The sequence below is a fragment of the Rhodothalassium salexigens DSM 2132 genome (assembly GCF_004341375.1).
GTDB classification, from domain to species: Bacteria; Pseudomonadota; Alphaproteobacteria; order Sphingomonadales; family Rhodothalassiaceae; genus Rhodothalassium; species Rhodothalassium salexigens.
This window is the reverse complement of record NZ_SLXO01000001.1, coordinates 398,363-419,661: the sequence shown is the minus strand read 5'-3', so window position 1 is coordinate 419,661 and position 21,299 is coordinate 398,363. Positions and strand designations below refer to the sequence as shown.

Annotated in this window: 18 protein-coding genes; 8 read left to right on the top strand and 10 right to left on the bottom strand. The window is 67.9% G+C overall.

What is annotated here, in order from left to right; translation table 11 throughout:
* Positions 1 to 57 precede the first annotated feature (57 nt).
* Positions 58 to 1,035 (bottom strand): NAD(P)H-quinone oxidoreductase, encoded by a 978-nt coding sequence (locus tag EV659_RS01795; RefSeq protein WP_132706899.1) that lies wholly within the window; start codon positions 1,033 to 1,035, stop codon positions 58 to 60.
* Between the two features lie 193 nt (positions 1,036 to 1,228).
* Here EV659_RS01795 and EV659_RS01790 point away from each other — a divergent pair, with 193 nt between their 5' ends.
* Complete coding sequence (locus EV659_RS01790; RefSeq protein ID WP_132706898.1) at positions 1,229 to 1,429, top strand: DUF1192 domain-containing protein; 201 nt, start codon at positions 1,229 to 1,231, stop codon at positions 1,427 to 1,429.
* 185 nt (positions 1,430 to 1,614) lie between these two features.
* On the opposite strand, the gene EV659_RS01785 is transcribed toward EV659_RS01790, so the two are convergent.
* Entirely contained in the window at positions 1,615 to 2,103 is a 489-nt protein-coding gene (locus EV659_RS01785) for an Hsp20 family protein (RefSeq protein ID WP_132706896.1), read from the bottom strand.
* A 253-nt stretch (positions 2,104 to 2,356) separates the two neighbouring features.
* Here EV659_RS01785 and EV659_RS01780 point away from each other — a divergent pair, with 253 nt between their 5' ends.
* Positions 2,357 to 2,848: a DUF1465 family protein gene (locus EV659_RS01780; RefSeq protein ID WP_132706895.1), complete on the top strand. Its 492-nt coding sequence runs from the start codon at positions 2,357 to 2,359 to the stop codon at positions 2,846 to 2,848.
* Positions 2,849 to 2,917: 69 nt separating this feature from the next.
* Here the strand turns inward: EV659_RS01780 and rpmE are convergent, their stop codons facing one another.
* Positions 2,918 to 3,145 (bottom strand): 50S ribosomal protein L31, encoded by a 228-nt coding sequence (gene rpmE / locus EV659_RS01775; RefSeq protein ID WP_132706894.1) that lies wholly within the window; start codon positions 3,143 to 3,145, stop codon positions 2,918 to 2,920.
* A 180-nt stretch (positions 3,146 to 3,325) separates the two neighbouring features.
* Between rpmE and EV659_RS01770 the strand changes: the two genes are divergently transcribed.
* Positions 3,326 to 5,230, top strand: a complete 1,905-nt coding sequence (locus EV659_RS01770; protein ID WP_200287805.1) for an ABC transporter transmembrane domain-containing protein — start codon at positions 3,326 to 3,328, stop codon at positions 5,228 to 5,230.
* A gap of 184 nt (positions 5,231 to 5,414) precedes the next feature.
* Here the strand turns inward: EV659_RS01770 and EV659_RS01765 are convergent, their stop codons facing one another.
* Complete coding sequence (locus EV659_RS01765) at positions 5,415 to 7,544, bottom strand: lytic transglycosylase domain-containing protein (RefSeq protein ID WP_132706892.1); 2,130 nt, start codon at positions 7,542 to 7,544, stop codon at positions 5,415 to 5,417.
* Positions 7,545 to 8,036: 492 nt separating this feature from the next.
* Between EV659_RS01765 and dapA the strand changes: the two genes are divergently transcribed.
* Positions 8,037 to 8,945, top strand: coding sequence for a 4-hydroxy-tetrahydrodipicolinate synthase (dapA, locus tag EV659_RS01760; protein WP_132707159.1), 909 nt, complete (start codon positions 8,037 to 8,039; stop codon positions 8,943 to 8,945).
* On the top strand, positions 8,942 to 9,415 hold the full coding sequence (smpB, locus tag EV659_RS01755) for an SsrA-binding protein SmpB (RefSeq protein ID WP_132706891.1): 474 nt from the start codon (positions 8,942 to 8,944) through the stop codon (positions 9,413 to 9,415). The genes dapA and smpB overlap by 4 nt, the downstream gene beginning before the upstream one ends.
* Before the next feature lie 123 nt (positions 9,416 to 9,538).
* Here smpB and EV659_RS01750 read toward each other — a convergent pair whose 3' ends face one another.
* The 4 genes from EV659_RS01750 to EV659_RS01735 all read right to left on the bottom strand — a co-directional run bounded on the left by EV659_RS01750 (position 9,539) and on the right by EV659_RS01735 (position 16,004).
* Positions 9,539 to 10,378: an arginyltransferase gene (locus EV659_RS01750; RefSeq protein WP_132706890.1), complete on the bottom strand. Its 840-nt coding sequence runs from the start codon at positions 10,376 to 10,378 to the stop codon at positions 9,539 to 9,541.
* A 33-nt stretch (positions 10,379 to 10,411) separates the two neighbouring features.
* Positions 10,412 to 12,271, bottom strand: coding sequence for an SLC13 family permease (locus tag EV659_RS01745; protein ID WP_132706888.1), 1,860 nt, complete (start codon positions 12,269 to 12,271; stop codon positions 10,412 to 10,414).
* A 231-nt stretch (positions 12,272 to 12,502) separates the two neighbouring features.
* Positions 12,503 to 13,417, bottom strand: coding sequence for a flagellar motor protein MotB (locus tag EV659_RS01740; protein ID WP_132706887.1), 915 nt, complete (start codon positions 13,415 to 13,417; stop codon positions 12,503 to 12,505).
* A gap of 169 nt (positions 13,418 to 13,586) precedes the next feature.
* Entirely contained in the window at positions 13,587 to 16,004 is a 2,418-nt protein-coding gene (locus EV659_RS01735) for a penicillin acylase family protein (RefSeq protein WP_132706886.1), read from the bottom strand.
* 161 nt (positions 16,005 to 16,165) lie between these two features.
* Between EV659_RS01735 and EV659_RS01730 the strand changes: the two genes are divergently transcribed.
* The 3 genes from EV659_RS01730 to EV659_RS14620 all read left to right on the top strand — a co-directional run bounded on the left by EV659_RS01730 (position 16,166) and on the right by EV659_RS14620 (position 18,744).
* Positions 16,166 to 17,035, top strand: a complete 870-nt coding sequence (locus EV659_RS01730) for an NAD(P)-dependent oxidoreductase (RefSeq protein WP_132706884.1) — start codon at positions 16,166 to 16,168, stop codon at positions 17,033 to 17,035.
* A 148-nt stretch (positions 17,036 to 17,183) separates the two neighbouring features.
* The gene (gene rpsD, locus EV659_RS01725) at positions 17,184 to 17,795 is read left to right on the top strand and encodes a 30S ribosomal protein S4 (protein WP_132706883.1); all 612 of its coding nucleotides are present in this window, start codon (positions 17,184 to 17,186) and stop codon (positions 17,793 to 17,795) included.
* Positions 17,796 to 18,291: 496 nt separating this feature from the next.
* On the top strand, positions 18,292 to 18,744 hold the full coding sequence (locus EV659_RS14620) for a tetratricopeptide repeat protein (protein ID WP_165878649.1): 453 nt from the start codon (positions 18,292 to 18,294) through the stop codon (positions 18,742 to 18,744).
* A gap of 148 nt (positions 18,745 to 18,892) precedes the next feature.
* Here EV659_RS14620 and EV659_RS01715 read toward each other — a convergent pair whose 3' ends face one another.
* Positions 18,893 to 20,404, bottom strand: coding sequence for a replicative DNA helicase (locus tag EV659_RS01715; protein ID WP_132706880.1), 1,512 nt, complete (start codon positions 20,402 to 20,404; stop codon positions 18,893 to 18,895).
* A 263-nt stretch (positions 20,405 to 20,667) separates the two neighbouring features.
* Positions 20,668 to 21,297, bottom strand: coding sequence for a 50S ribosomal protein L9 (gene rplI, locus EV659_RS01710; RefSeq protein WP_132706879.1), 630 nt, complete (start codon positions 21,295 to 21,297; stop codon positions 20,668 to 20,670).
* Positions 21,298 to 21,299: the final 2 nt, after the last annotated feature.

Below are 21,299 nucleotides of genomic sequence, written 5' to 3'. Positions count from 1 at the left end.
CGGCCCACCCCTCAGACGGCTCGCCTGGCCGACCGACGGCCGCGGCGTGCGCGCCGGTCACGGCGTGAGCACGATCTTGCCCATATGGGCGCTGGATTCCATGCGCCGGTGGGCCTCGGCCGCCGACGCCAGGGGATAGGTGGAATCGATCACCGGGCGGACCCGACCGGCGGCCAACAGCGGCCAGACCAGGCGCGAAACCTGCCCCGCGATGGCCGCCTTGAACGCGATCTCGCGCGCGCGCAGGGTCGATCCGGTCAACGTCTGGCGGTTGATCATCAAGGTGGCCAGATTGATGTTGGCCTTGGCGCCGTTGAGAAACGCGATGGTGACATGACGGCCGCCGACCGCCAGGCACTTCATGTTGCGCGCCACATAGTCGCCGCCGACCATGTCGAGGATCACATCGGCGCCGTCGCCATTGGTGAACGCCTTGACCGCGTCGACGAAATCGTCGGTCTTGTAGTTGACCGCCAGATCGGCGCCGAGGTCGCGGCAAAAGGCGCACTTTTCGTCCGATCCGGCGGTGATCGCCACCTGGGCCCCGAACGCCTTGGCCAACTGGATCGCCATGGTGCCGATGCCCGAGGTGCCGCCATGCACCAGCAGCGTTTCGCCCGGCGCCAGCGCACCGCGCTCGAACACATTGGACCATACGGTGAACACCGTCTCGGGCAGGGCGGCGGCCTGGACCGCATCATACCCCTCGGGCCAGGGCAGCAGCGTCGCGGCCGGCGCCACGCAGCGCTCGGCATAGCCGCCGCCCGCGACCAGCGCGCACACCGGCGCGCCTTCCTGCCAGCCGACGACATCGGCGCCCAGCGCGACGATTCGCCCGGCCACCTCAAGACCGGGTATGTCCGAAGCCCCGGGCGGCGGCGGATAGACGCCCAGGCGCTGCAGCACGTCGGGCCGGTTGACCCCGGCGGCCATGACCTCGATCACCACTTCGTCCGGTCCCGGGGTCGGATCGGGCCGCTCGGCCAGGACCAGTCCCTCGGCCGGGCCGGGTTGGGCGATTTCGATGCATTTCATGACGGAGCCTCTTTTGTGGCCAGCGGGGAAGGCGATAAGGTCCCCTTGATACCTCGCCGATCCGGCTTTGCCAGCCCCTGTGCCCGCGATCAATCGTGACGGAAACGAAACGATTTCCGGGCGACCGCCAAGCGCGGTGGTGACCGGCGGGGTCGTGACAAGGGCAGTAGCGATCAGGGGAAAGGACGGCGCGATGGAACCGGACGACACACCGCGGGCGCCCAGCGATCTGTTGGCGACGGTGGAACGCGAACCGCTCGACCGGTTTTCGGTCGATGAACTGGAAGCCCGGATCGTCCGGTTGGAGGGCGAGATCGCGCGCGCCCGGGCGGCGCTGAGCAGCAAGCGCGGCAGTCTGTCGGACGCGGAGGCGCTGTTTTCCAAGCGTCGCTGACGCGCCGACGGCCACGGTCGCGACGCCGTACCGCGACGAACAACACCGGGCGCGCCTGAGCGGCCCGGTGTAAGGGTCCCGGCCCCCGGCCCGCCGCGGGCGTCAGGGGACGGGACGATCGGTTGTCATTTCAGCCCTGGACCGGCGCGACAGGCGCTGTCCAGCCTGCGGGGGTGAGCCGCGGCTCAGGCCGCTTGCGCGGTGTCGTCGCGGTCTTTCTGCTCGACCCGCGGTGTTTTGGCGGCGTTGGCGTGGGCCGAGGCGATCTCGATCCGACGCGGTCGCTTGTGTTCCGGCACCTCGCGCACCAGGTCGATCACCAGCAGACCGTTCTCGAACCGGGCGCCTTGGACGCGGATCGAATCCGCCAGCCGGAAGGTTCGCTCGAACGCGCGCTTGGCGATGCCGCGGTGGAGATAGGTGCGGTCATCGTCCTGCTGGGCCGCCTGGCCCGAGACGGTCAGCGTGTTTTCCTGCACCTGGACATCCAATTCGTCGGGCGCGAACCCGGCCACCGCCATTTCGATGCGGTAATCGTCGTCGGACATCCGCTCGATGTTATAGGGCGGAAAGCCACCCTCCTGCTCCAGACCGGTCAGCGAGTCGGTCAGTCGGAACAGGTCGTCGAACCCGACGGAGCTCCGCAACAGGGGCGTTAGGTCAAAGCGTCTCATGTCTCTTCCTCCTTGTGAGCGAAAAGAAATCTGCCTGCTTTTTCAAGCCAGACATCGGCACGATCCGTTCGGACCCGAAATCGGCGCCCGAACAGTTTTGATCTATGAGAAACCCGCCCGTTTTCAAGGGGCCGGATTGACCGTGGGGTCGCCTTTTAGGATCGGCGCTGCCATGCTCGTGTGACGGAGTGGTCGGCCGCACCGTTTCGACTTGTGGGTTGTCGAACCGGTCCGGCTGGGAGGGGAGCGTGTCATGCCTGTCGAAAATGCGCGACATCTGTTCTTGATGAAGACGTATCGCGACGCCGTCGGCCTGGCCGAGCGGACCTATGGATGCTTGTCGTTGAGCCGCAATCAGGCGGCGGCGAACCTGCTGTCGCGGACCGATCGGTTGCTCTACACCGCCGAACTGATGCGGCTGTCGACCCGGATCATGTACGCCGTTGCCTGGTTGATGACCCGGCGCGCGGTGCTGGACGGCGAGTTGACACCCGAACAGGCTGCCGAACCCGACCACCGGCTCGGCCGCATGACGGTGAACGACAATGCCGCCGCGGCGCGCATCGATCCGGACCTGGTGCCGCCGGGCGTCGGCGCCTTGATGGACGAGGCGGAACGGCTTTACGCGCGCGTGCAGCGGTTGGAGGCCGAGTTGATTGCCGGCGATCCGCTGGCGCTCGACGGGGCCGAAGTGGGCGCGCCGAGCACGGCGGGGCCACAAGAAAGGCGGCCCTGGGTGCATTGACCCGGGCCGCCTTTGGTCGTCTGAGGGCTGCCGGTCCGGGCGAACGATCGCCCGGCCGCGGCAGGCCGCTTACTTCTTCAAGGTGAAGTTGCCGAACCGCTTCTTGAAGCGCGCCACCTGACCGCCCTTGTCGATCAGATTGCGGGCACCGCCGGTCCACGCCGGGTGCGACTTGGGGTCGACTTCCAATTGCATGGTGTCGCCCTCGCTGCCCCAGGTGGAGCCGGTTTCAAACGTGGTGCCGTCCGTCATCACCACCTTGATGGTGTGATATTCCGGATGAATACCTTCCTTCATGGACTCTCTCCGCGCAGAAGAAACCCGGCTCGTACTGTATCGAACCGGTCGATGCAAGGGCCTCGCTGATGTTTGAGCCGGATTTTCTCGGCTGTTTTGGGGGGGCTCGGCGCCGGCGCCGCATTGCTCCCGCCCTGGCAACTTGCTACAAGCCACCAAACAGTTGCCAAGAGGGCCACCGTGTCACGATCCCAACCCAATTCCGCCGAGGCCAAGTGGTCCGGCAACGCCCCCATGACCGCCGATGATGGCCGCAAAGCCCCGGACGCGCCGGGGTCGACATACCCCGACGCGGCACAACCCGAGGACGAGGGCGGCGCGCAGAATTCTCAACGGTTGCGGCGCTTGACGCTGCTGCTGGACTATGCGCGGCCCTATCGCGGTCGGGTGGTGCTGGCGGTGGTGGCATTGGTGATGTCGACGATTGCGTCGCTCACGCTGGTCTACACCCTCCAGCCGTTGATCGACAAAGGCTTTGCCGGGGGGCAGGCCGGCGCGGTGGATCGCTATTTTCTGCAATTGTTCATCGTCGCCATGGTGCTGGCACTGGCCACGGCGGTGCGGTTCTTTGCCGTCACGACGCTCGGCGAGCGGGTCGTGGCCGACCTGCGCAAGGCGGTCTACAACCGTGTGGTCGGGCTGCATCCATCCTATTTCGAGGCGAACCGCCCCGGTGAGATCGTCTCGCGCCTGACCGCCGACACCTCGGTGATCCAGACCGTGGTCGGGTCGAGCGTATCGATCGCGCTGCGCAATATCCTTACCTTCTTCGGTGGCGTGATCATGCTGTTCGTCACCAATGCGCAGCTCATGGCGACCATCGCGATCGCGATTCCGTTGGTGTTGGTGCCGATCTTCGTGCTTGGCCGGCGGGTGCGGCGGTTGTCGCGCTCGTCGCAGGACCGTATCGCGGATCTGGGCACCCTGGCGGGCGAGACGCTCGGCGCCATCAATGTGGTTCAGGCATTCACCCAGGAAGACCGCGAGCGCGGGCGTTTTTCGCACTCGGTCGAAGGCGCCTATGAGGCGGCACGCCAGCGCATCTGGGTGCGCTCGCTGTTGACCGCGGTGGTCATCGTCCTGGTGTTCGGCGCCATCGACTTCGTGCTCTGGCAAGGCGCCAAGGATGTGGTCGGCGGCACCATGACCGGCGGCCAGTTGGCGGCCTTCGTGGCCTATGCGGTCCTGGTGGCCGGGGCCGCTGGCGCCATCGCCGAAGTCTATGGCGACCTGCAACGCGCCGCCGGCGCGTCGGGGCGGTTGCGCGAACTGCTCAAGGCCGAGGCCGCAATCACCGCGCCCGACGACCCGCAGGCCTTGCCTGCGCCGGTGTCGGGCCGGGTGTCGTTCGAAGACGTGACCTTCCGCTATCCCTCGCGCCCCGACGCCGCCGCGCTCGACAGCCTGTCGATCGATATCGCGCCGGGCGAAACGGTGGCGGTGGTCGGACCGTCGGGGGCCGGGAAGTCGACGCTGTTCCAGTTGATCCTGCGCTTTTTCGATCCGCAGACCGGCACCGTGCGGCTCGACGGGCTCGACCTGCGCGCTCTCGACCCGGCCGATCTGCGCAAGGCGGTGGCGTTCGTGCCTCAAGATACGGTGATCTTTGCCGATTCGGTGCTGGAGAATGTGCGCTACGGCCGGCCGGGCGCCTCGGATGCCGAGGTCGAGCGCGCGCTGACGTCGGCGCGTGCGGATGACTTCATCCGCGAGTTGCCCGACGGCATCCACACCAATCTCGGCGAGCGCGGCGTGCGCCTGTCGGGCGGCCAACGCCAGCGCTTGGCGATCGCCCGGGCGCTGTTGCGCGATGCCCCTGTGCTGCTGCTCGACGAGGCGACCTCGGCGCTCGACAGCGAGACCGAGAAAGCCGTGCAAGCCGCCCTCGATACCCTGATGGCCGGGCGCACCACGCTGATCATCGCCCACCGGCTGGCCACCGTGCGCGCCGCCGACCGCATCGTGGTGGTTGACAAGGGCCGGGTGATCGCCCTTGGCAGCCATGAGGAACTGCTGGCCGCAAGCCCGGTCTATCGGCGGCTGGCCGACCTGCAATTCGCCACCCAAAGCCGTGCCGCGGAATGATCCGCGCTGAGGGGGCTCGGCCTGCTAATCCAGGGGCCGGTGTTCCGGGGCTTCGGTGGCCGCGGCCGGGGTGAGCCGATCGCCGGCGCGGTTTCGTGGCGCTGGCGCGGCCACCGCTCGGTCGTGTGGCGCGGTCGCGGCGCGCACCGGCGCCGATCGGCTTATGCAAGTTGGCGTCGGTCGATCAGCGCATCAGGGTCGGGCGCGCGGCGTTGGGGCGGCCATAATGCAACATCTCGTCAAGCGATACCGCCGCACCGTCGCCCGGTGACAGGCGCGCGTGGTAGACCACCGCCGCTTCCATGACCCGCTGGATGTAGTTGCGGGTTTCCGAATAGGGGATGGTCTCGATCCAGTCGACCACGTCGACGCCGGGCTTGCGCGGGTCGCCATAGGTGTCGATCCAGCGTCCCACCGGCCGCCCACCCGCATTATAGGCCCCCAGCGCCAGCACGATGGAGCCGTCATAGCGTTCCAGCAGACTGCGGACATGGGCCGCCCCCAGGTCCAGATTGTAAGTCGGGTCATAGACCAGGCGCTGGCGATCGAACGGTCGGTTGAGCCGGCGGGCGACCAGATTGGCGGTCGGCGGGGTCAGTTGCATCAATCCCATGGCGCCGGCATGGCTGACCGCGCCGGCGTTGAAGGCGCTTTCCTGGCGGGTGATTGCCAGGATCAGCGGCAGGCGCGGACGGTGCCGGTCGGGTACGTCGATCACCGGATAAGCGGCGTCGAGCACCAGCCGGCCGGTACGCGCCAGTCGCTTGGCCGCGGCGAGCGAGGCATCGGGCCGGTCGATCGCCGGGCCCAGATCTAGATAGAGCCGCCGGAGCCCTGGCGTCGCGGCGGTCTCCACCATGTGCGACAGCAACAGCCGCAACGCCACCTGTTCGTCCAAATGCGCCAGATAGCGCGCCGCCTGAACCCGGGCGTCGGCTTTGAACGCGGCCCGGTCGCGGTCGGTCACCGGTGCCTCGCCATCGTTGGCCAGCGCCGGCCACTGGCCCAGCCGGCTGGCCGCCAACTGGCCGTAGAAGAAGGCGCCGTGCTCGGCCGCGCGTTGGTACCACAGGCTGGCCGAGACCGGGTCGCCGCGCGCCTCGGCGGCCCGGCCGGTCCAATAACCGGCGCGGGCGATCGACACGGGGAAGTTGACCATGTCGTAGACACGGCGGAAATGGTCCATCGCCTGGCCGGGCCGGTCGAGGAATCGCAGCGCCAGCCAGCCGGCGAGGAATTCCGCCTCGGCGATCTGGGCGCGCAGCCGGCGCGGCACGTCGGTGCTGTCGATCTCGGGCAGGGTCTCGATCTCGGTCTGCGGCGCGATCGCACCGTAGAGCTTGTGTTCGGCGGCCAGCCGGTAGGCAGTGTCATAGCGCCCGGCCTTGAGTTCCTGACGCGCCTGATAGTGGCGTTCCTGCCACCAACGGCTGGGCCGCAGGATGTCCGCGCCGTCCACATCCGCCGATAACAGCAGGTCGCGCGCGCTGTCGTCCTTGCCCTTGACCCGGCGCCAATAGGCCCGGTCGTAGACCAGCCCGGCATGGTCGAGCAGCGCCTCGGGCACTGCGGCGATCCGGGCATCGACGCCGGGCGCAAAGCCGATCAGCGCCAGCCGGGCTTGCACCAGCTTCCGCTGGTCGGGCGACAACTGCCCGGATATCCGGTAGGCTTGCGAGCGGTTGCGTTGCCACAGCCAGTAATGGGCGCGCTGTTGATGATCGGCCGGGCTCAGCCGGTCGCCCCATCGCGCCAGAATGCGGCGCTGCGCGGCGCCGGTCAGCGGCGCGCTGTGCCAGCCGGCCTTGAGATAGGGCGTGGCGTCGTCGGGCCTGCCCGCCTCGAATAGCGCCTCGGCATAGGCAAGCCGGCCGCGGCCGGTCTGCGGCGGGTGGGCACCGAACCAGGCAAGCCGCTGGTCGAGCGGCACCCGTCCGTCGACCATCGCCTCGGCGCTGGCCAGGATGCGGTTGCGGCTGGGCCAATCGGGATGGTTGGCGAGGAAGCCTTGATAGGTGTCGAAATCAGCGGCGAAGGCCCGGCGCAGCGCCATCCAGGTGAGCGCGGTTTGCAGCGCCGGATAGTCGAGCCCCGCCACCGCTGCCCGGGCGCGGGTCAGGCGGCCGGCGCGGGCATGGTCGAAGGCGTCGCGGAAGGCGGCGGCGTGGGCGGTCGGCATCAACCGCTCGGGCGGTGCCGGTTTGCGTCGCGGCAGCACGTCGAGCCCGCCGCGGGCGGTGTCCGACAGCGGCCGGGCCTGGGCGGTGCGCGTCAGTCGGACCGGCTGGATCAGGGCGGCGGCGGTGCGGACCAAGCCGGTCTCGGCTGAGTTGGGCGGCGACGGTCTGCTTGCGGTGGGGCTGATCGGGGCGAGCGGCATGAGCCATAGGAGCGCCGAAACACCGACCACAAACACCCGTCCGTTCATGCCCTTGCCGCTCCCTCATTGTCGGTAGGAGGCTCCAGCCTAAGCCCTCGCCGACGCGCGGTCCAGGGCAGCCCGATCCAGCGATGGTCGAAGCGGGCTCGAAATCGCGGCGGGTGACGTTTCGGTGCTCGTTTCCCGGCGCGTTTTTCCGCTTCGGCCTCGGCGCGGGCGAGCGCCTGGCGAGCGCCAAGCGCCGATGAGCCGCCCTAACCGGGCCTTGCGCACGCCGTTTTGCGGCCATGGTGGCGTGGTCAAGCTGGGCGTGGGCTGACGGTGACGGGCTGGCGGTCCCCGGAATGGGGGCGGCTTGCGGGGCCGGGGGAAAGCCGTTAGCTTGCGCCAACTTTTTCGCCGAACCGATTGAAAGTGTCTGCGATGATCTTGCAAGGCTCGATGCCGGCGCTGGTGACGCCGTTTCGCGACGGAGCGGTCGACCGGGCGGCGCTTGACGCGCTGATCGCCTGGCAGATAGACGCCGGCAGCAGTGCTTTGGTTCTGGCCGGCACCACCGGCGAGGCGCCGACCCTGTCGGCTGCCGAATGGGACACGGTGATCGCTGCAGGCGTCGCCGGCGCGGCCGGGGCGGTCCCGATCGTCGCCGGCTGCGGCACCAACAGCACCGCCGGCACCATCGACCGGGTGGCGCGCGCCGCTGACCTGGGCGCCGACGCCGCCATGGTGGTCACGCCCTATTACAGCAAGCCCAGCCGCGGAGGGCTTCTGGCCCACTTCCGGGCCGTCGCCGACGCCTCGCCGCTGCCGATCATGGTCTACAACATCCCCGGCCGGTCGGCGGCCGACATCGATGTGGAAACGCTGGCGGAGCTGGCTGCCCATGAGCGGATCGTGGCCGTCAAGGACGCCACCGGCGATCTGGCACGGGTCGCCCGTTTGCGGCTGTTGACCGACCCCGGTTTCGTCCAGCTGTCGGGCGAGGACCCGACCGCGGTCGGCTTCAATGCCATGGGCGGGCAGGGCTGTGTGTCGGTCACCGCCAATGTGGCGCCAGGGCTGTGCGCGGCCCTGCAGCGCGCAGCCCTGGCCGGCGACTACGGCACCGCTCGCCGGCTACAGGATCGCTTGACGCCGCTGCACCGGGCGTTGTTTCTGGACGCCAGCCCCGGACCCACTAAATATGCGCTTGAACGCCTGGGTCGATGCCGCGCGGAGGTTCGCTTGCCGATTACCCCGGCGGGTGTGGCGGCGCGCGCGGCGGTGGATGCCGCGCTGGCGGCGCTCGACGCGGATACGATCGACGGCAAGCGGCAAGAGGCAGGCTCGGCATGACCAAGAAGACCGACGGCGGGATCACCCTGGTGGCGGACAACCGCCCCGCCCGCCATCATTACCATATCGAGGATTCCGTCGAAGCCGGGCTGTCGCTGCAGGGCACCGAGGTGAAGTCGCTGCGCGAGGGCAAGGCGAACATCAAGGAGTCTTACGCCGAAATCCGCGACGGCGAGGCTTGGCTGATCAACGCCCATATTCCCGAATTCAGCCACGGCAATATCTTCAATCACGAACCGCGCCGGCCGCGCAAACTGTTGCTGCACCGGCGCGAGATCGACAAGCTCGGCGGCTATGTGCAAAAGCGCGGCTACACCCTGGTGCCGCTGCGGCTGTATTTCAATTCCAAGGGCATCGCCAAGCTGGCGCTCGGCCTCGGCAAGGGCAAGAAGCAGCACGACAAGCGCGAGGACGAGAAAAAGCGCGACTGGGAGCGCGAGAAAAGCCGCCTGCTCAAGGAGATGGGCTGACCGGCCGCTATCTGACGCCGGCTGCGGCGTGCGGCGGTCCGGCACGCGTCGGCTTGGCCTGCGAGGCCGGTCGCCGCCGCGGTCGCCGTCGCCGTCTCGGGCGTCATCGCGTGCGCGACCGCCTCAGGGGGTGCGGTATTGGCTGCGGGCGATGCGCGAGGCGACCGAGCCCGGATCGTCGCTCGGCGACAGCCGGTCGGGCAGCGTGCCGCGCCGACCGGCCGACGGGTCCGGCCGGTCGGGGTCGAAGCGGTACCAGCCGTCGGGGCCCAGGCGCTCCAGCGGGCGGTAGCGGGCTTTGTACGCCATCTTGCGGCTTTCGGCGATCCAGTAGCCCAGATAGACGTTGCGCAGTCCCATTTCCTGAGCGATGGCGATATGGTCCATGATCATATGGGTGCCGAGGCTGGGCCGATCTGACGCCGGATCGAAGAAGCTGTAGACCATGGACAGGCCGTCGGCCATCACGTCGGTCAGCGCGGCGCCGACCAGTGCGCCCTCGGCCGCCGGGTCGCGATACTCGATCATTGCGGTGCGCACCGGGCTGTTCTCGGCCATATCGGCGAATTCCTGGTAGTTCATCTCAGCCATGCCGCCGTCGCCGTGGCGGGTCTCCAGATAGCGTTTGAGCAGGTCGTACTGTTCCTCGCTGACCCGCGGTGCCACCAGCGTGCGGCTGAGGTCGCCGCAGCGGCGCGCGACCTTGCGCATGGATCGGTTGGGTCGGAACTCGGGCGCGACCACGCGCACGGAGATGCAGGCCGAGCAGCCCTCGCACGCCGGACGGTAGGCGACCGACTGGCTGCGCCGGAAGCCGACCCGGCTGAGCGCCTCGTTGAGCGATTCGGCGTCGTCACCGTGCAGTTCGGTGAACACCTTGCGTTCTTCCCGGCCGGCCAGATAGGGGCACGGCGCGGGCGTGGTCACGTAGAAGCGGGGGAACTGAAGCGACTGATCCGTCACGGTTTTCTTGTCCGAGAGCCAAAAAATTGCGCGTCAAATGCCAAGTCCGAAGTAGAACCACATCATAGCGGTAAAAAATAACCAAATCACCAAGATCATCGGCGTTCCGACGCGCAGGAAGTCGGCGAAACGGTAGTGCCCGGGGGCCATGACCAGCAGGTTGGTCTGGTAGCCGAGCGGTGTGGCGAAGCAGCAATTGGCACCGAAGATCACCGCGATCACGAACAGGAACGGGTCGACGCCCAGGCTCTGGGCGATCGACACGCCGATCGGCGTGAACAGCACGGCGGTGGCGTAATTCGACAGGATGTTGGTCATCAGCGCGACCATCAAGAAGAACGCCGAGATGACCACCAGCGGGCCAGAGCCCTGCAACAGCCCGAGCATGGAATGGGTTAGGAACTGCGCCCCGCCGGTGGCTTCCATGGCCCGGCCCATGGCCAGGGCGGCGGCGACGATCAGGACGATGCGCTGATCGACCGCACGGGCGGCCTGGCGGATGTTCAAACAGCCCACCGCCAACAACAGCGTCGCGCCGGTCAGCGCGGCGATGGCGATCGGCAGCACGCCGGTCGCCGCGACGCCGACGATGCCCAGAAAGATACCGGTGGCGATCCATTCCTGGTGCGAGGTGGGCATGTCTTCGGCCGACCATTCAAGCAACAGAACGTCCCGGTTGGAGCGCAGGTTCTTGACGTCGGCGCGCGAGCCCATGACCAGCAGCGTGTCGCCGGCTTCGAGCCGGATCGTGTTCATCGATTGGCGGATCATGCGCGACCGGCGCTGGATGCCCAGCACCACGCAGCCGGTCTGGGCATAGAAGCCGATTTGGCTGAGCGACCGGCCGACCATGCGCGACGCCGGCGCCACCACCACCTCGGCCATCACCCGGTCGGCCACGTCGGGCAGCGCCTTGGGCTCGTCGTCGCCGGCATGCGCGGTGCCCTGTTCCGACGCGCCTTTCAGCAGGCCGGGCGACGCCTTGAGCAGGTCGGTGAGCGCCTGGCGCGTGGCCGCCACGATCAACTGGTCGCCCGGCTTGAGCGACAGGTCGTCGAACGGCGGCAACAGCGCCTCTTCCCGGCGGACGATCATCCGCACGGTCATGTCCTTCAAGCCCGGAAACAGCCCCGCCTTGGCGGTCTGGCCGTCGAGCGTGCTGCCCGGCGTGACTTCGAGCTGGACGATGAACTGCCGGCCGCCGCCGGCCACCGTGGCGCGCAGCCCGGCGCGATCCTGCAACAGGCGCGGTGCGATGAAGATCACATAGGCCAAGCCCACCGCCGCCATCATGGCGCCGGCGATGGTGAAGTCGAAAAAGCCGATGGTGTTGTCGGTGTGCGACTTGTAGGCGCCGGCGGCGAGCAGGTTGGTGGACGAGCCGATCAGCGTCAGGTTGCCGCCCAGGACGGCGGCGAAGCTGAGCGGCATCATCACCCGGCTCGGCGATAGTTGCGCGCGCTTGGCGAACGCCGCCATGATCGGGATGAAGATGACCACGATGGGCGTGTTGTTGAGCATCCCCGACAACAGCGCCACGATCAGCAGCGCCACAGCGGTCATCAGCACCGGCGACGCGGCACCCAGATCGACCACGCGCTTGATCGTGTTGTCGAGCGCGCCGGTCTGGACGATGCCCTGGCCCATCACCATCAGCGACAGGATGGCGACCAGCGCAGGGTCGGCGAATCCCGCCAGCAAATCGCGCGACGTGAGCGCCATGTGGCCGTCCGACCCGGTAAGCGGGAACAGGTTGAAGAACACCAACAGGGTGACCAACGTGGCAAGCGACGTCATCTCCAACGCCACCCGGTCCAGCGCGTAGGACACGATGGCGGCGAGGATGATCGCGAACGTCACCCACATGTGAAAAGACGGGTCCAGTGTGACCATGGAGTGTCCGGCTCTCTCCGGCGCCTTGGGACAGATGAAAGAGAGGGCAAGCGCATGGCCCAGCCGGACCGGCCGCCAAATGGCCCCGGCGGCGCGCCACCCACCCGCCATCAAAACCGCAAAAGGTGCTGAGTGTCCAGAGCGTTGCTGGTCAAGCTGCTGCCGGGGGGCTGGCGGGGAGGCTGTCGAAGCGGTTGACGGGGCTGCGGTCGGCGGTGCCGTCGGGTGGGATCAGAAGCCGCCGTCCGAGGCGCGTGGGACCACCGGCGCCTCGCGGAGCACGGTGATGGCGATGCGGCGGTTTTCCGGGCGGAACGGCGCATCGGGGTAGAGCGGTTCGCTGTTCGCTTTGCCGATGGCGGCGGCAAAACGGTCGTTGGCGACACCCGACCCGGCGAGCACGCGACGCGCGGCATTGGCGCGGTCTGACGACAGTTCCCAGTTGGTATAGGCCGCGCGCCCGACGCTGTCGGCATCGCCGCGGTTGGTATGGCCGATCAACTCGATGCGATTGGGCAACTGCCCCAATGCCTCGCCGATGACCCGCAGAAGCTTTTCCGTGAACTCGTAAGGGTCCGCCGAGCCGGACTTGAACATCGGCCGGTTATCTTTGTCGATCAACTGGATGCGCGCACCCTCTTCGATCTGCTCGGTGATCAATTGGTCTTGGTGTTTGCTCAGTTCGGCCGATTCCTGGAGCGTGACGCGAATCTGCTGGGTCAGCGATTGCAGGATTTCGCTCGGTTGTTCGTTGATCTTGTTCTCATAGTCGGCGCGATCCTGGCCCGATTCCTGGGCGGCACGCGCCACCTGCTGGGAATCTTCGGTGGAGGTCGGCGGCGGGGCGGGGATTTTTACCGCGACCGAACCCGAAGCCTGGACCCCCTGCGCCGACAGGGACGTGCCGGCCAACGGTTTGCCCGAGCCGGAGTCGCCGCTCTCAGACACCGAGGTGGGCGAGAAATAGTCGGCCAGCCCCTCCAGCGTCTCCTTGTCCGACACGTTCAACAGCCACAGGAGCATGAAAAAGGCCATCATCGCGGTCACGAAGTCGGCATAGGCCACCTTCCACGCACCGCCATGGTGCCCGTCGGCCTGGATGATCTTCTTTTTCTTGATGATCGGGCGGTTGTTGATCTGCGCCATGGCGCGGCCCTAGCTGTTGTGACGAGGCTGCACGCTCGCAGAGTGCGGTTAACATTGCGTTGACCGGGGCATCGACCGGGGCGCGGGGCGCTGGCAGACCGGGGGGCGGACCGGGGGCGGACGGGTCGCCCGCACCCCGGTCGTGGCGTGTCGGCGGTGGCCGGACGGCTCAGTCCGCCGGGTCGCCCGCCGGGCTCAGCACCAGTCGTTTGGCGTCGGGGCCTTCGGGTATGCGCGCCGGGATCTGGATATAGCGGCCGTCGCGCCACAGCTCGAACAGATCGTCATAGTGCGGCGACAGGAAGTGGCCCGACTGGCCGGTGGCGATCACGTAGCGCGACCGATCCAGCATGGCCAGGTCGAACAGCCCGCGATAGCCGGCGCCGGCGCGGTTGGCGTGCGGCTCGGGACCGCGGAACGTGCCGCTGGCCACATTGACCGTATAACTGCCGCCGCCGATCGGCGCGCTGAGCTCGAACCAGTCCTTGAGCGGGGCCACGTTGGAGAACGGCCGGTGTTCCTGGATCACCCGGTGCACATCGCCCCAGGCCCAGCCGCGCCAGTCGCCGTCCAAGCGCGCGTTCAGCGTCGTCATGGCGTCGTCGAGCGCCAGGGCAACCCGCTCGGCGCAGCTCTCGGTGGCGTCGGGGGTCGTCACGTCGTCGCACCAGGCGCGCGCCTCGGCGCCGGCGTCCTCGGCCAGCACGGTGGCCAGGAAGCGGGTCTTGTGGCTGAAGAATTCGTCGAACCGGTCGCCCAACTCGTCGGCATAGACGGCGCGCGCCAGGGCCCGGTGCCAGGCGGCGAACAGCAGCGGCGCCGGGCGCCTGGCATCCATCTCATGGTCCCAGGCGGTCAGCACCGTGCGCACGTCGTCGTGGCCGGCGTCGGCCTCGGTGGCCAGGGTCAACATGCGCCCGAGCAGGGCGTCGGCCACCGGCGAGTGGTGGTCCAGTTGGATCGCCGCCATGCTGTCCAGCGTGTGGTCGCGCCGGCGGGTCAGCAGGTCGGTGATCCGGTCGGTGCGAAAGGGCTCAGCCCAGCGCCAAGTCAGATGGTGGGGATAGTCGGGGCCGACCACCTTGGAATTGGCGGTGACGATCATGCCGTCTTGCGGGTTATAGACCCTTGGCAACTCGTCATAGGGGATCGTGCCCGACCAGTCGAAGCCCGGCTTCCAGCCCGGCTTGGGCACCATGCCGTGGGTGGTGTCGGTGTCGGGGCGCACCGGCACGCGCGCCGGGGCATAATAGCCGATATTGCCGTCCACGTCGGCATAGACGATGTTCTGCTGCGGGGTCACATAGTCGGCCATGACCCGGCGGAAATCGTCGAAATTGGTCACTTCCAGCATGCGGTGGGCGCTCTCGCCCGAACTGTCGTCGTCGGCCAGCGCGGTCCAGCGCAGGCTGAGCACATGGCCCTCGGGCAGGGTCTCAGCCGCGCTCGGCAGCACGTCCGAGATCACCGGGCCGTGGCGCGTCTCGCGCACCCGCAAGCTGACCGGTTCGGCGCCGTCGACCGCGATGATCTCTTCGCGCACGCTGAACGTGGCCGGGCCGTCGGGCGCGGCATAGCCGTCGTCGCCCAGCAGCTTTTCCAGATACAGGTCCTGGGTGTCGGGTCCGGTGTTGGTGAACCCCCAGGCCAGCCGGTCGTTGCGGCCGAGGATGATCGCCGGCACGCCGGGCATGGTCACGCCGACGCCGTTCTTGACCGTGCCGTCGGCGCGGGTCAGGCGCAGATGGGCCAGATACCACAAGGACGGCGTGTTGAGCCCCAGATGCGGGTCGTTGGCCAGGATCGGCTTGCCGCTGGCGGTGCGGCTGCCGTCGACGACCCAGTTGTTGGACCCGGCGTCGGGCGGCGGCGGCGCGGTTTCGCTGCTGTCCAGGCGGGCCAGGCTGGCGCCGTCATAAAGCGCCGCCAGGTCGGGCAGGGGCGGGCGGTCGTCGCCGGGATAGGCGGGCAGGAACGCCGCCACCTGCTCGGGGCTCAACCGGCCGAGCAGCGCCAGCCGATCCAGTTCGAGCCCGTAATTGCGGCTCAGGTCGAGCGACATGACCTTCAGCCAAGCCAGCGTGTCGGCGGCGTCGATGGGGTCATAGTCGGCGCGCAGGATCTGATATTCGGGCGGCAACAGGTGTGGTGCCTGGTCTGCATAGGCGTTGACGCCGGCGGCATAGGCGTCGAGCACGGCGCGGGTCTGCGCCGACAGGCCGCCGAGTGCGGCCTCGGCGCGATGGCGAAAGCCCAGCGTGCGCAGAAACTTGTCGGTGGGCAGCGCGGCGGGGCCAAAAAGCTCGGCCAGGCGGCCCGAGGCGATACGGCGGTGCACGTCCACCTGCCACAAGCGGTCCTGAGCGTGGACCACGCCGAGCGCGAAATAAAGGTCGTGCAGCGACCCGGCCTCGATATGCGGCACGCCCCAACGGTCGCGGGTCACCGTGACCTCGCCTTCCAGGCCGTCGAGGTCGAGCGTGCCTTCATGGGGCGGCAGCGAGTCCCTGATCACATAGACGGCGGTCCCGGCCAGTGCCGCCACCACCAGTAGCGCCGCCAGCGTCAAGCGCACGAAAAGCTTCATCGTTTCCCCCCGATCTTCGGTTATCGGTTTTATCGTTGGCTGTGTGTGCCGGCCCCCCTGGCGGGCGCGCCCGGCCGGTCTTTGCGCCGGCTCGCGCGATGCGGTATGCCCGGTCGACCGGCCGCCGTTCGGTTTTGGACCAAGACTTTAGCGAGGTTCGCATGACTCTCAAAGTGGCATTTCTCGGCCTCGGCGTGATGGGCTATCCCATGGCCGCCCATCTGGTGCGGGCCGGTCACCGGGTTACCGCCTACAACCGCACGGCGCCCAAGGCCGAGCGCTGGGCAGCGGAAACCGGCGCCGCCCATGCCGCCACGCCCGCCGACGCCGCGCGCGGGTGCGATCTGGTGATGGCCTGCGTGGGCGCCGACGCCGACGTGCGCGCGGTGTGCACCGGCGCCGACGGCGCGTTTGCCGCCATGGCCGAGGGCGCGGTGTTCGTCGACCACACCACCACCTCAGCCGCCTTGGCGCGCGAGATGGCCGAGGCGGCCGCCGAACGCGGTCTCGGCTTCGTCGATGCGCCGGTGTCGGGCGGCCAGGCGGGGGCCGAGGCGGGCCAGTTGACGATCATGTGCGGCGGCGACCAGGGCGCTTTCGACACCGCCGAACCGGCACTCGCCGCCTATGGCAAGCGGGTGCGCCGGCTCGGCGACGCCGGCGCGGGGCAAACCGCCAAGATGGTCAACCAGGTGTGCATCGCCGGTATCGTCCAGGGGCTGTCGGAAGCCTTGCACCTGTGCCAGTCCGCCGGGCTCGACGCCGACGCGGTGGTCGATGTGATCGGGCAGGGGGCGGCCCAGTCCTGGCAGATGGACAATCGCGCCCACACCATGGTGCGCGGCGAGTTCGACTTCGGCTTCGCGGTCGACTGGATGCGCAAGGATCTGGGCATCGTGCTCGACGAGGCCCGGCGTTTGGGCATCAGCCTGCCGCTGACCGCGCTGGTCGACCAATTCTACGCCGACGTTCAGGCCATGGGCGGCCACCGCCAGGACACCTCCAGCCTGATCCGCCGGTTCCGGGGCTGACCGGTAGCCCGGCGCGGCCGCCTTCGGGCTTGACAGCGGGGCGCGCGTGGCGATACTGCGCGCTCTTTCCAAGATGGGCGCGGGAGCGACACCGTGTCCGCGCGCGGCAGCGACGGCCGCGCGGCGTATCGACCAGGAGCGATCAACGATGACCAAACGCGTCAGCGCGAAGTACAAACTCGACCGCCGCATGGGCGAGAATGTTTGGGGCCGCGCCAAGAGCCCCATCAACAAGCGTGAATACGGCCCCGGCGAACACGGCCAGCGCCGCAAAGGCAAGATGAGCGACTTCGGCACGCAGCTGCGCGCCAAGCAAAAGCTGAAGGGCTATTACGCCAACATCAGCGAAAAGAAATTCCGCAAGTATTATCAGGAAGCCGACCGTCGCAAGGGCGACACCGGCGAAAACTTGGTCGGCATTCTGGAACAGCGTCTCGACGCTGTGGTCTACCGGGCCAAGTTCGTGCCCACCGTGTTCGCCGCGCGCCAACTGGTCAACCATGGCCATGTGGCGGTGAACGGCCAGAAGGTGGACGTGCCGAGCTTCGTGGTGCGCGAGGGCGACGTGGTGGAAGTGCGCCGCAAGGCCCACGAAATCCCCATGGTCATCCAGGCCCAGCAGTCGAATGAGCGCGACGTGCCCGAATACATCCAGGCCGACGGGCTGAAAGCCACCTTCCTGCGCGTGCCGTCGCTGGACGAAGTGCCTTACCCGGTGCGCATGGAACCCAATCTGGTGGTTGAGTTCTACTCGCGCTAAGCTGAAAACGCTTCGGTACCGAAACGTTTCCCGAGCCGCGCCGGTCACCCCCGGCGCGGTTTTTGCGTGCCTGGACCTGCGGCGGCTTGGGAGTTGCCATTGGCGGGCGGCTGTGATCCCATGGCGGCTTGATCCGGGAGAGCGAAGGTCGGGAGTGCCTGCCGCGCCGTTCCGGCATGAGCCATGTGCATTTTGGCGACTGTGGCCTGGAGGTTTGGGGATGACGCGCCTTGCCCCGATCAGTGCAACCCTGTGCCTGTCCCTTGGTCGGTTTCTGAGCCGGTCTCGGGGCCGATATGGGAGCCTGTCGTGCCTGTGGGTATCGTGCTTGTGGATATCGTGCCTTTGCGTGTCGGGGGCGGCTGATGCGGGCCAATCGGCGCCGCTGTCAGCTGTGCCCGGGCCGGAGGGGGAGCCGTCGCCCGAGCGCGTTCGCCCCGTCGAGCCGGACCGGGCGGCGCTGACGGCGTTGCGCGACCGGGCCGAGTCGGGCGACATGGCGGCACAGGTCGCGCTCGGCAGCCGGTTGATGGAGAGTCTCGATGACGCCACGGCGGCCGAAGGCGTCGCCTGGCTCGAAAAGGCCGCCTTGAAGGGGGCGCCGGTCTATTATGTGCTGGGCGACGCCTATGCCCGCGGCGTTGGCGTGGCGCGCGATATGCGGGCGGCCGCGCGGTGGTATCGACTGGGCGCCGAGATGGGCGACGGGCTGGCGCAGTTCGCCATTGCCAAGCTCTACCTGACCGGCACCGGGGTCGACACCGACATTGTCCGCGCCGTGCTCTATCTCAAACTCGCCAACAACCGGGTCTATGACCGCGACCGGCGCCGCGAGATCGCCGACCTGCTGCAACGCGCCCGCTGGTGGACCAGTTGGGAGGAATGGAAGCGGGTCGAGGAACTGCTCAGCCAGTGGAAACCCAAGACCTTGCAAGACCTGCTCAACTGACCCCGCAGCGTCGGCCGCCCATGTCCCGGCCGCGGGCTGTCCCCCTGGCACCGAAACAACCGCTCTCGCGCCGTCAAACACCCCACAGATGATCGTTACCCGGCGCCGGGCCCGGCGAACCGCGGATTGGGGCTGGTTTGGCGGCCGCTCAGAATCGGTCGGGTAGGTGGCTGTCGTCGGCCAGGTCGGTGAAGCGTGTGCTTTCTTTCAAGAAGCTCAGATGCGCGGTGCCGGTGGGGCCGTGGCGTTGCTTGCCGACGATCACCTCGGCCTTGCCGATCAGGTTCTGCATCTCGTCCTGCCACTTCAGGAACGCATCGGTGCCTTCGGTGGGTTTTTCCTTTTCCTTATAATATTCTTCGCGATAGACGAACATCACCATGTCGGCGTCCTGCTCGATCGAGCCCGACTCGCGCAGGTCCGACAGCATCGGGCGCTTGTTCTCGCGCTGTTCGACCATCCGGCTCAACTGGCTCAGCGCCAGCACCGGCACGTGCAATTCCTTGGCCAGCCCCTTGAGCCCGCGGGTGATCTCGGAGATTTCCTGAACCCGGCTTTCGCCCGCCGTGCCGCGTCCGGTGCCGCGCAGAAGCTGAAGATAGTCGACCACGATCAGGCCGAGCCCGTCGGGGTTGCGGCGCTTGAGCCGGCGCGCCCGGGTGCGCAGGCCGGCGATGCTCAGCGCCGGCGTGTCGTCGATGAAGAACGGCATCTGTTCAAGCTCGAACGACGCCCGGGCGATCTCGTCGAACTGGTCCTTGGAGATGTTGCCGCGGCGCATGTCTTCCGACGGCACCCCGGCGCGGTCGGCGAGAATCCGGGCCGCCAGCTGGTCGGCGGACATTTCGAGCGAGAAGAAGGCGACCACCGCCCCCTTGGACGCCTCGGCCGGCACGCCGCGCTGCTTGTCGTCGAGAAACCGGCGCGCGGCGTTGAACGCGATGTTGGTGGCCAGCGCGGTCTTGCCCATGGCCGGACGGCCGGCGAGGATCACCAGGTCGGACGGGTGCAGGCCGCCCATGCGGTCGTTGAGCGCCTGCAACCCGGTGGTCACGCCGGACAGCTTGTCCGGGTCCTGATAGGCTTTCTCGATATTGCCCACGGCGACGGCGAGCGCCTGGTGAAACGGCTTGGCCTGGTCGTCGGCCTTGCCTTCCTCGGCCAGGGTGAACAGCTTTTGTTCGGCGGTCTCGATCTGGCCCACGCCGCTGTCGTCCACATCGGCGTCATAGGCGGTCAGCACGATGTCCTGGCCGATCGAAATCAGCTTGCGCCGCAGTGCCAGGTCATAGATCGCCTCGGCATAGTCGCGCGCGTTGAGGATCGTCGCCGCTGCGGACGCCAGGCGCATCAGATACTGCGCACCCCCCACCTCGGCCAGCGCCTCGTCATGCTCGAAGAACGGGCGCAAGCGCACCGGGTCGGCGATCTGGTTGCGGTCCACCAGGCGTTGGATGGCGTCATAGATCCGCCCGTGCACCGGTTCATAGAAATGCTCGGCGGTCAGGATTTCCGAGACCTGTTGGGCGGCCTCGTTATTGACGAGCATGGCGCCGAGCAGGGCCTGCTCGGCCTCGCTGTTGTGCGGCGGCTGCCGATAGGCCGTGTCCGCGCTGTCGTCGCCACGGTCGTTGGCCGGAAGGTGCGTGGGCTGGTTCATGACCCCGTTTGACCACAGCCCGGGGCGGTCGCCAAGCGCGCCCACGCCCCTTTTACCGTTATCCTTATCCACAGCTGTGAACTTCGGGGAGAAGCGCGCCGGCGGCGTGGAAAGCCTGGCCCGGGCGTCGGCGGACGGCTGGCGGGCGGGGCCGGCGCGCCTGGGGATAACAGCTAAAAAACGGGCGGCCCCGATTGGGACCGCCCGCAAAACTGCCAAAGTTTATCGCAACCGACCGGCCGGTCGGCGCCCTGGCGGGACGCTTAGGACGCCGCCTCGTCGTCGCCATCGTCGCCGCTTTCGGCGTCCGCTTCGGCGGCCAGTTCCTCGACGATGCTCTCGTCTTCCACAAGGTCTTCCACAATCGCTTCGGCGTCGAGGACCTCGTCTTCTTCCGGCTCGTCGCCGACGATGGCGCGACCGGATTCGAACTGCCGCTCGGCTTCTTCGGCGCTGCGCGCCACGTTGACGATCACCGTCACCGCCACTTCGGCGTGCAGACGCACCGCCACGTCGAACAGGCCCAGCGTCTTGATCGGGCGGTTGAGCTCGATCTGGCTGCGTTCCACCTTGATCGCCTCGTCGGACAGCGCCTGGGCGATGTCGCGGGTCGCCACCGAGCCATAAAGCTGACCCGATTCGCCGGCCTGGCGGATCAGCACCACCTTGGACTGGTCGACGCGCTTGCCCACTTCCTCGGCCTCTTGGCGGCGCTTGAGGTTCTGAGCTTCGATTTCGGAGCGCTTGGCCTCGAAATACTTTTTGTTGGCGTCCGTCGCCCGCAGCGCCTTGCGCTGGGGCAGCAGGAAGTTGCGCGCATAGCCGTTCTTGACCGTGACGATGTCGCCCATCTGGCCAAGTTTTTCGATGCGCTCAAGCAGAATGATATCCATCG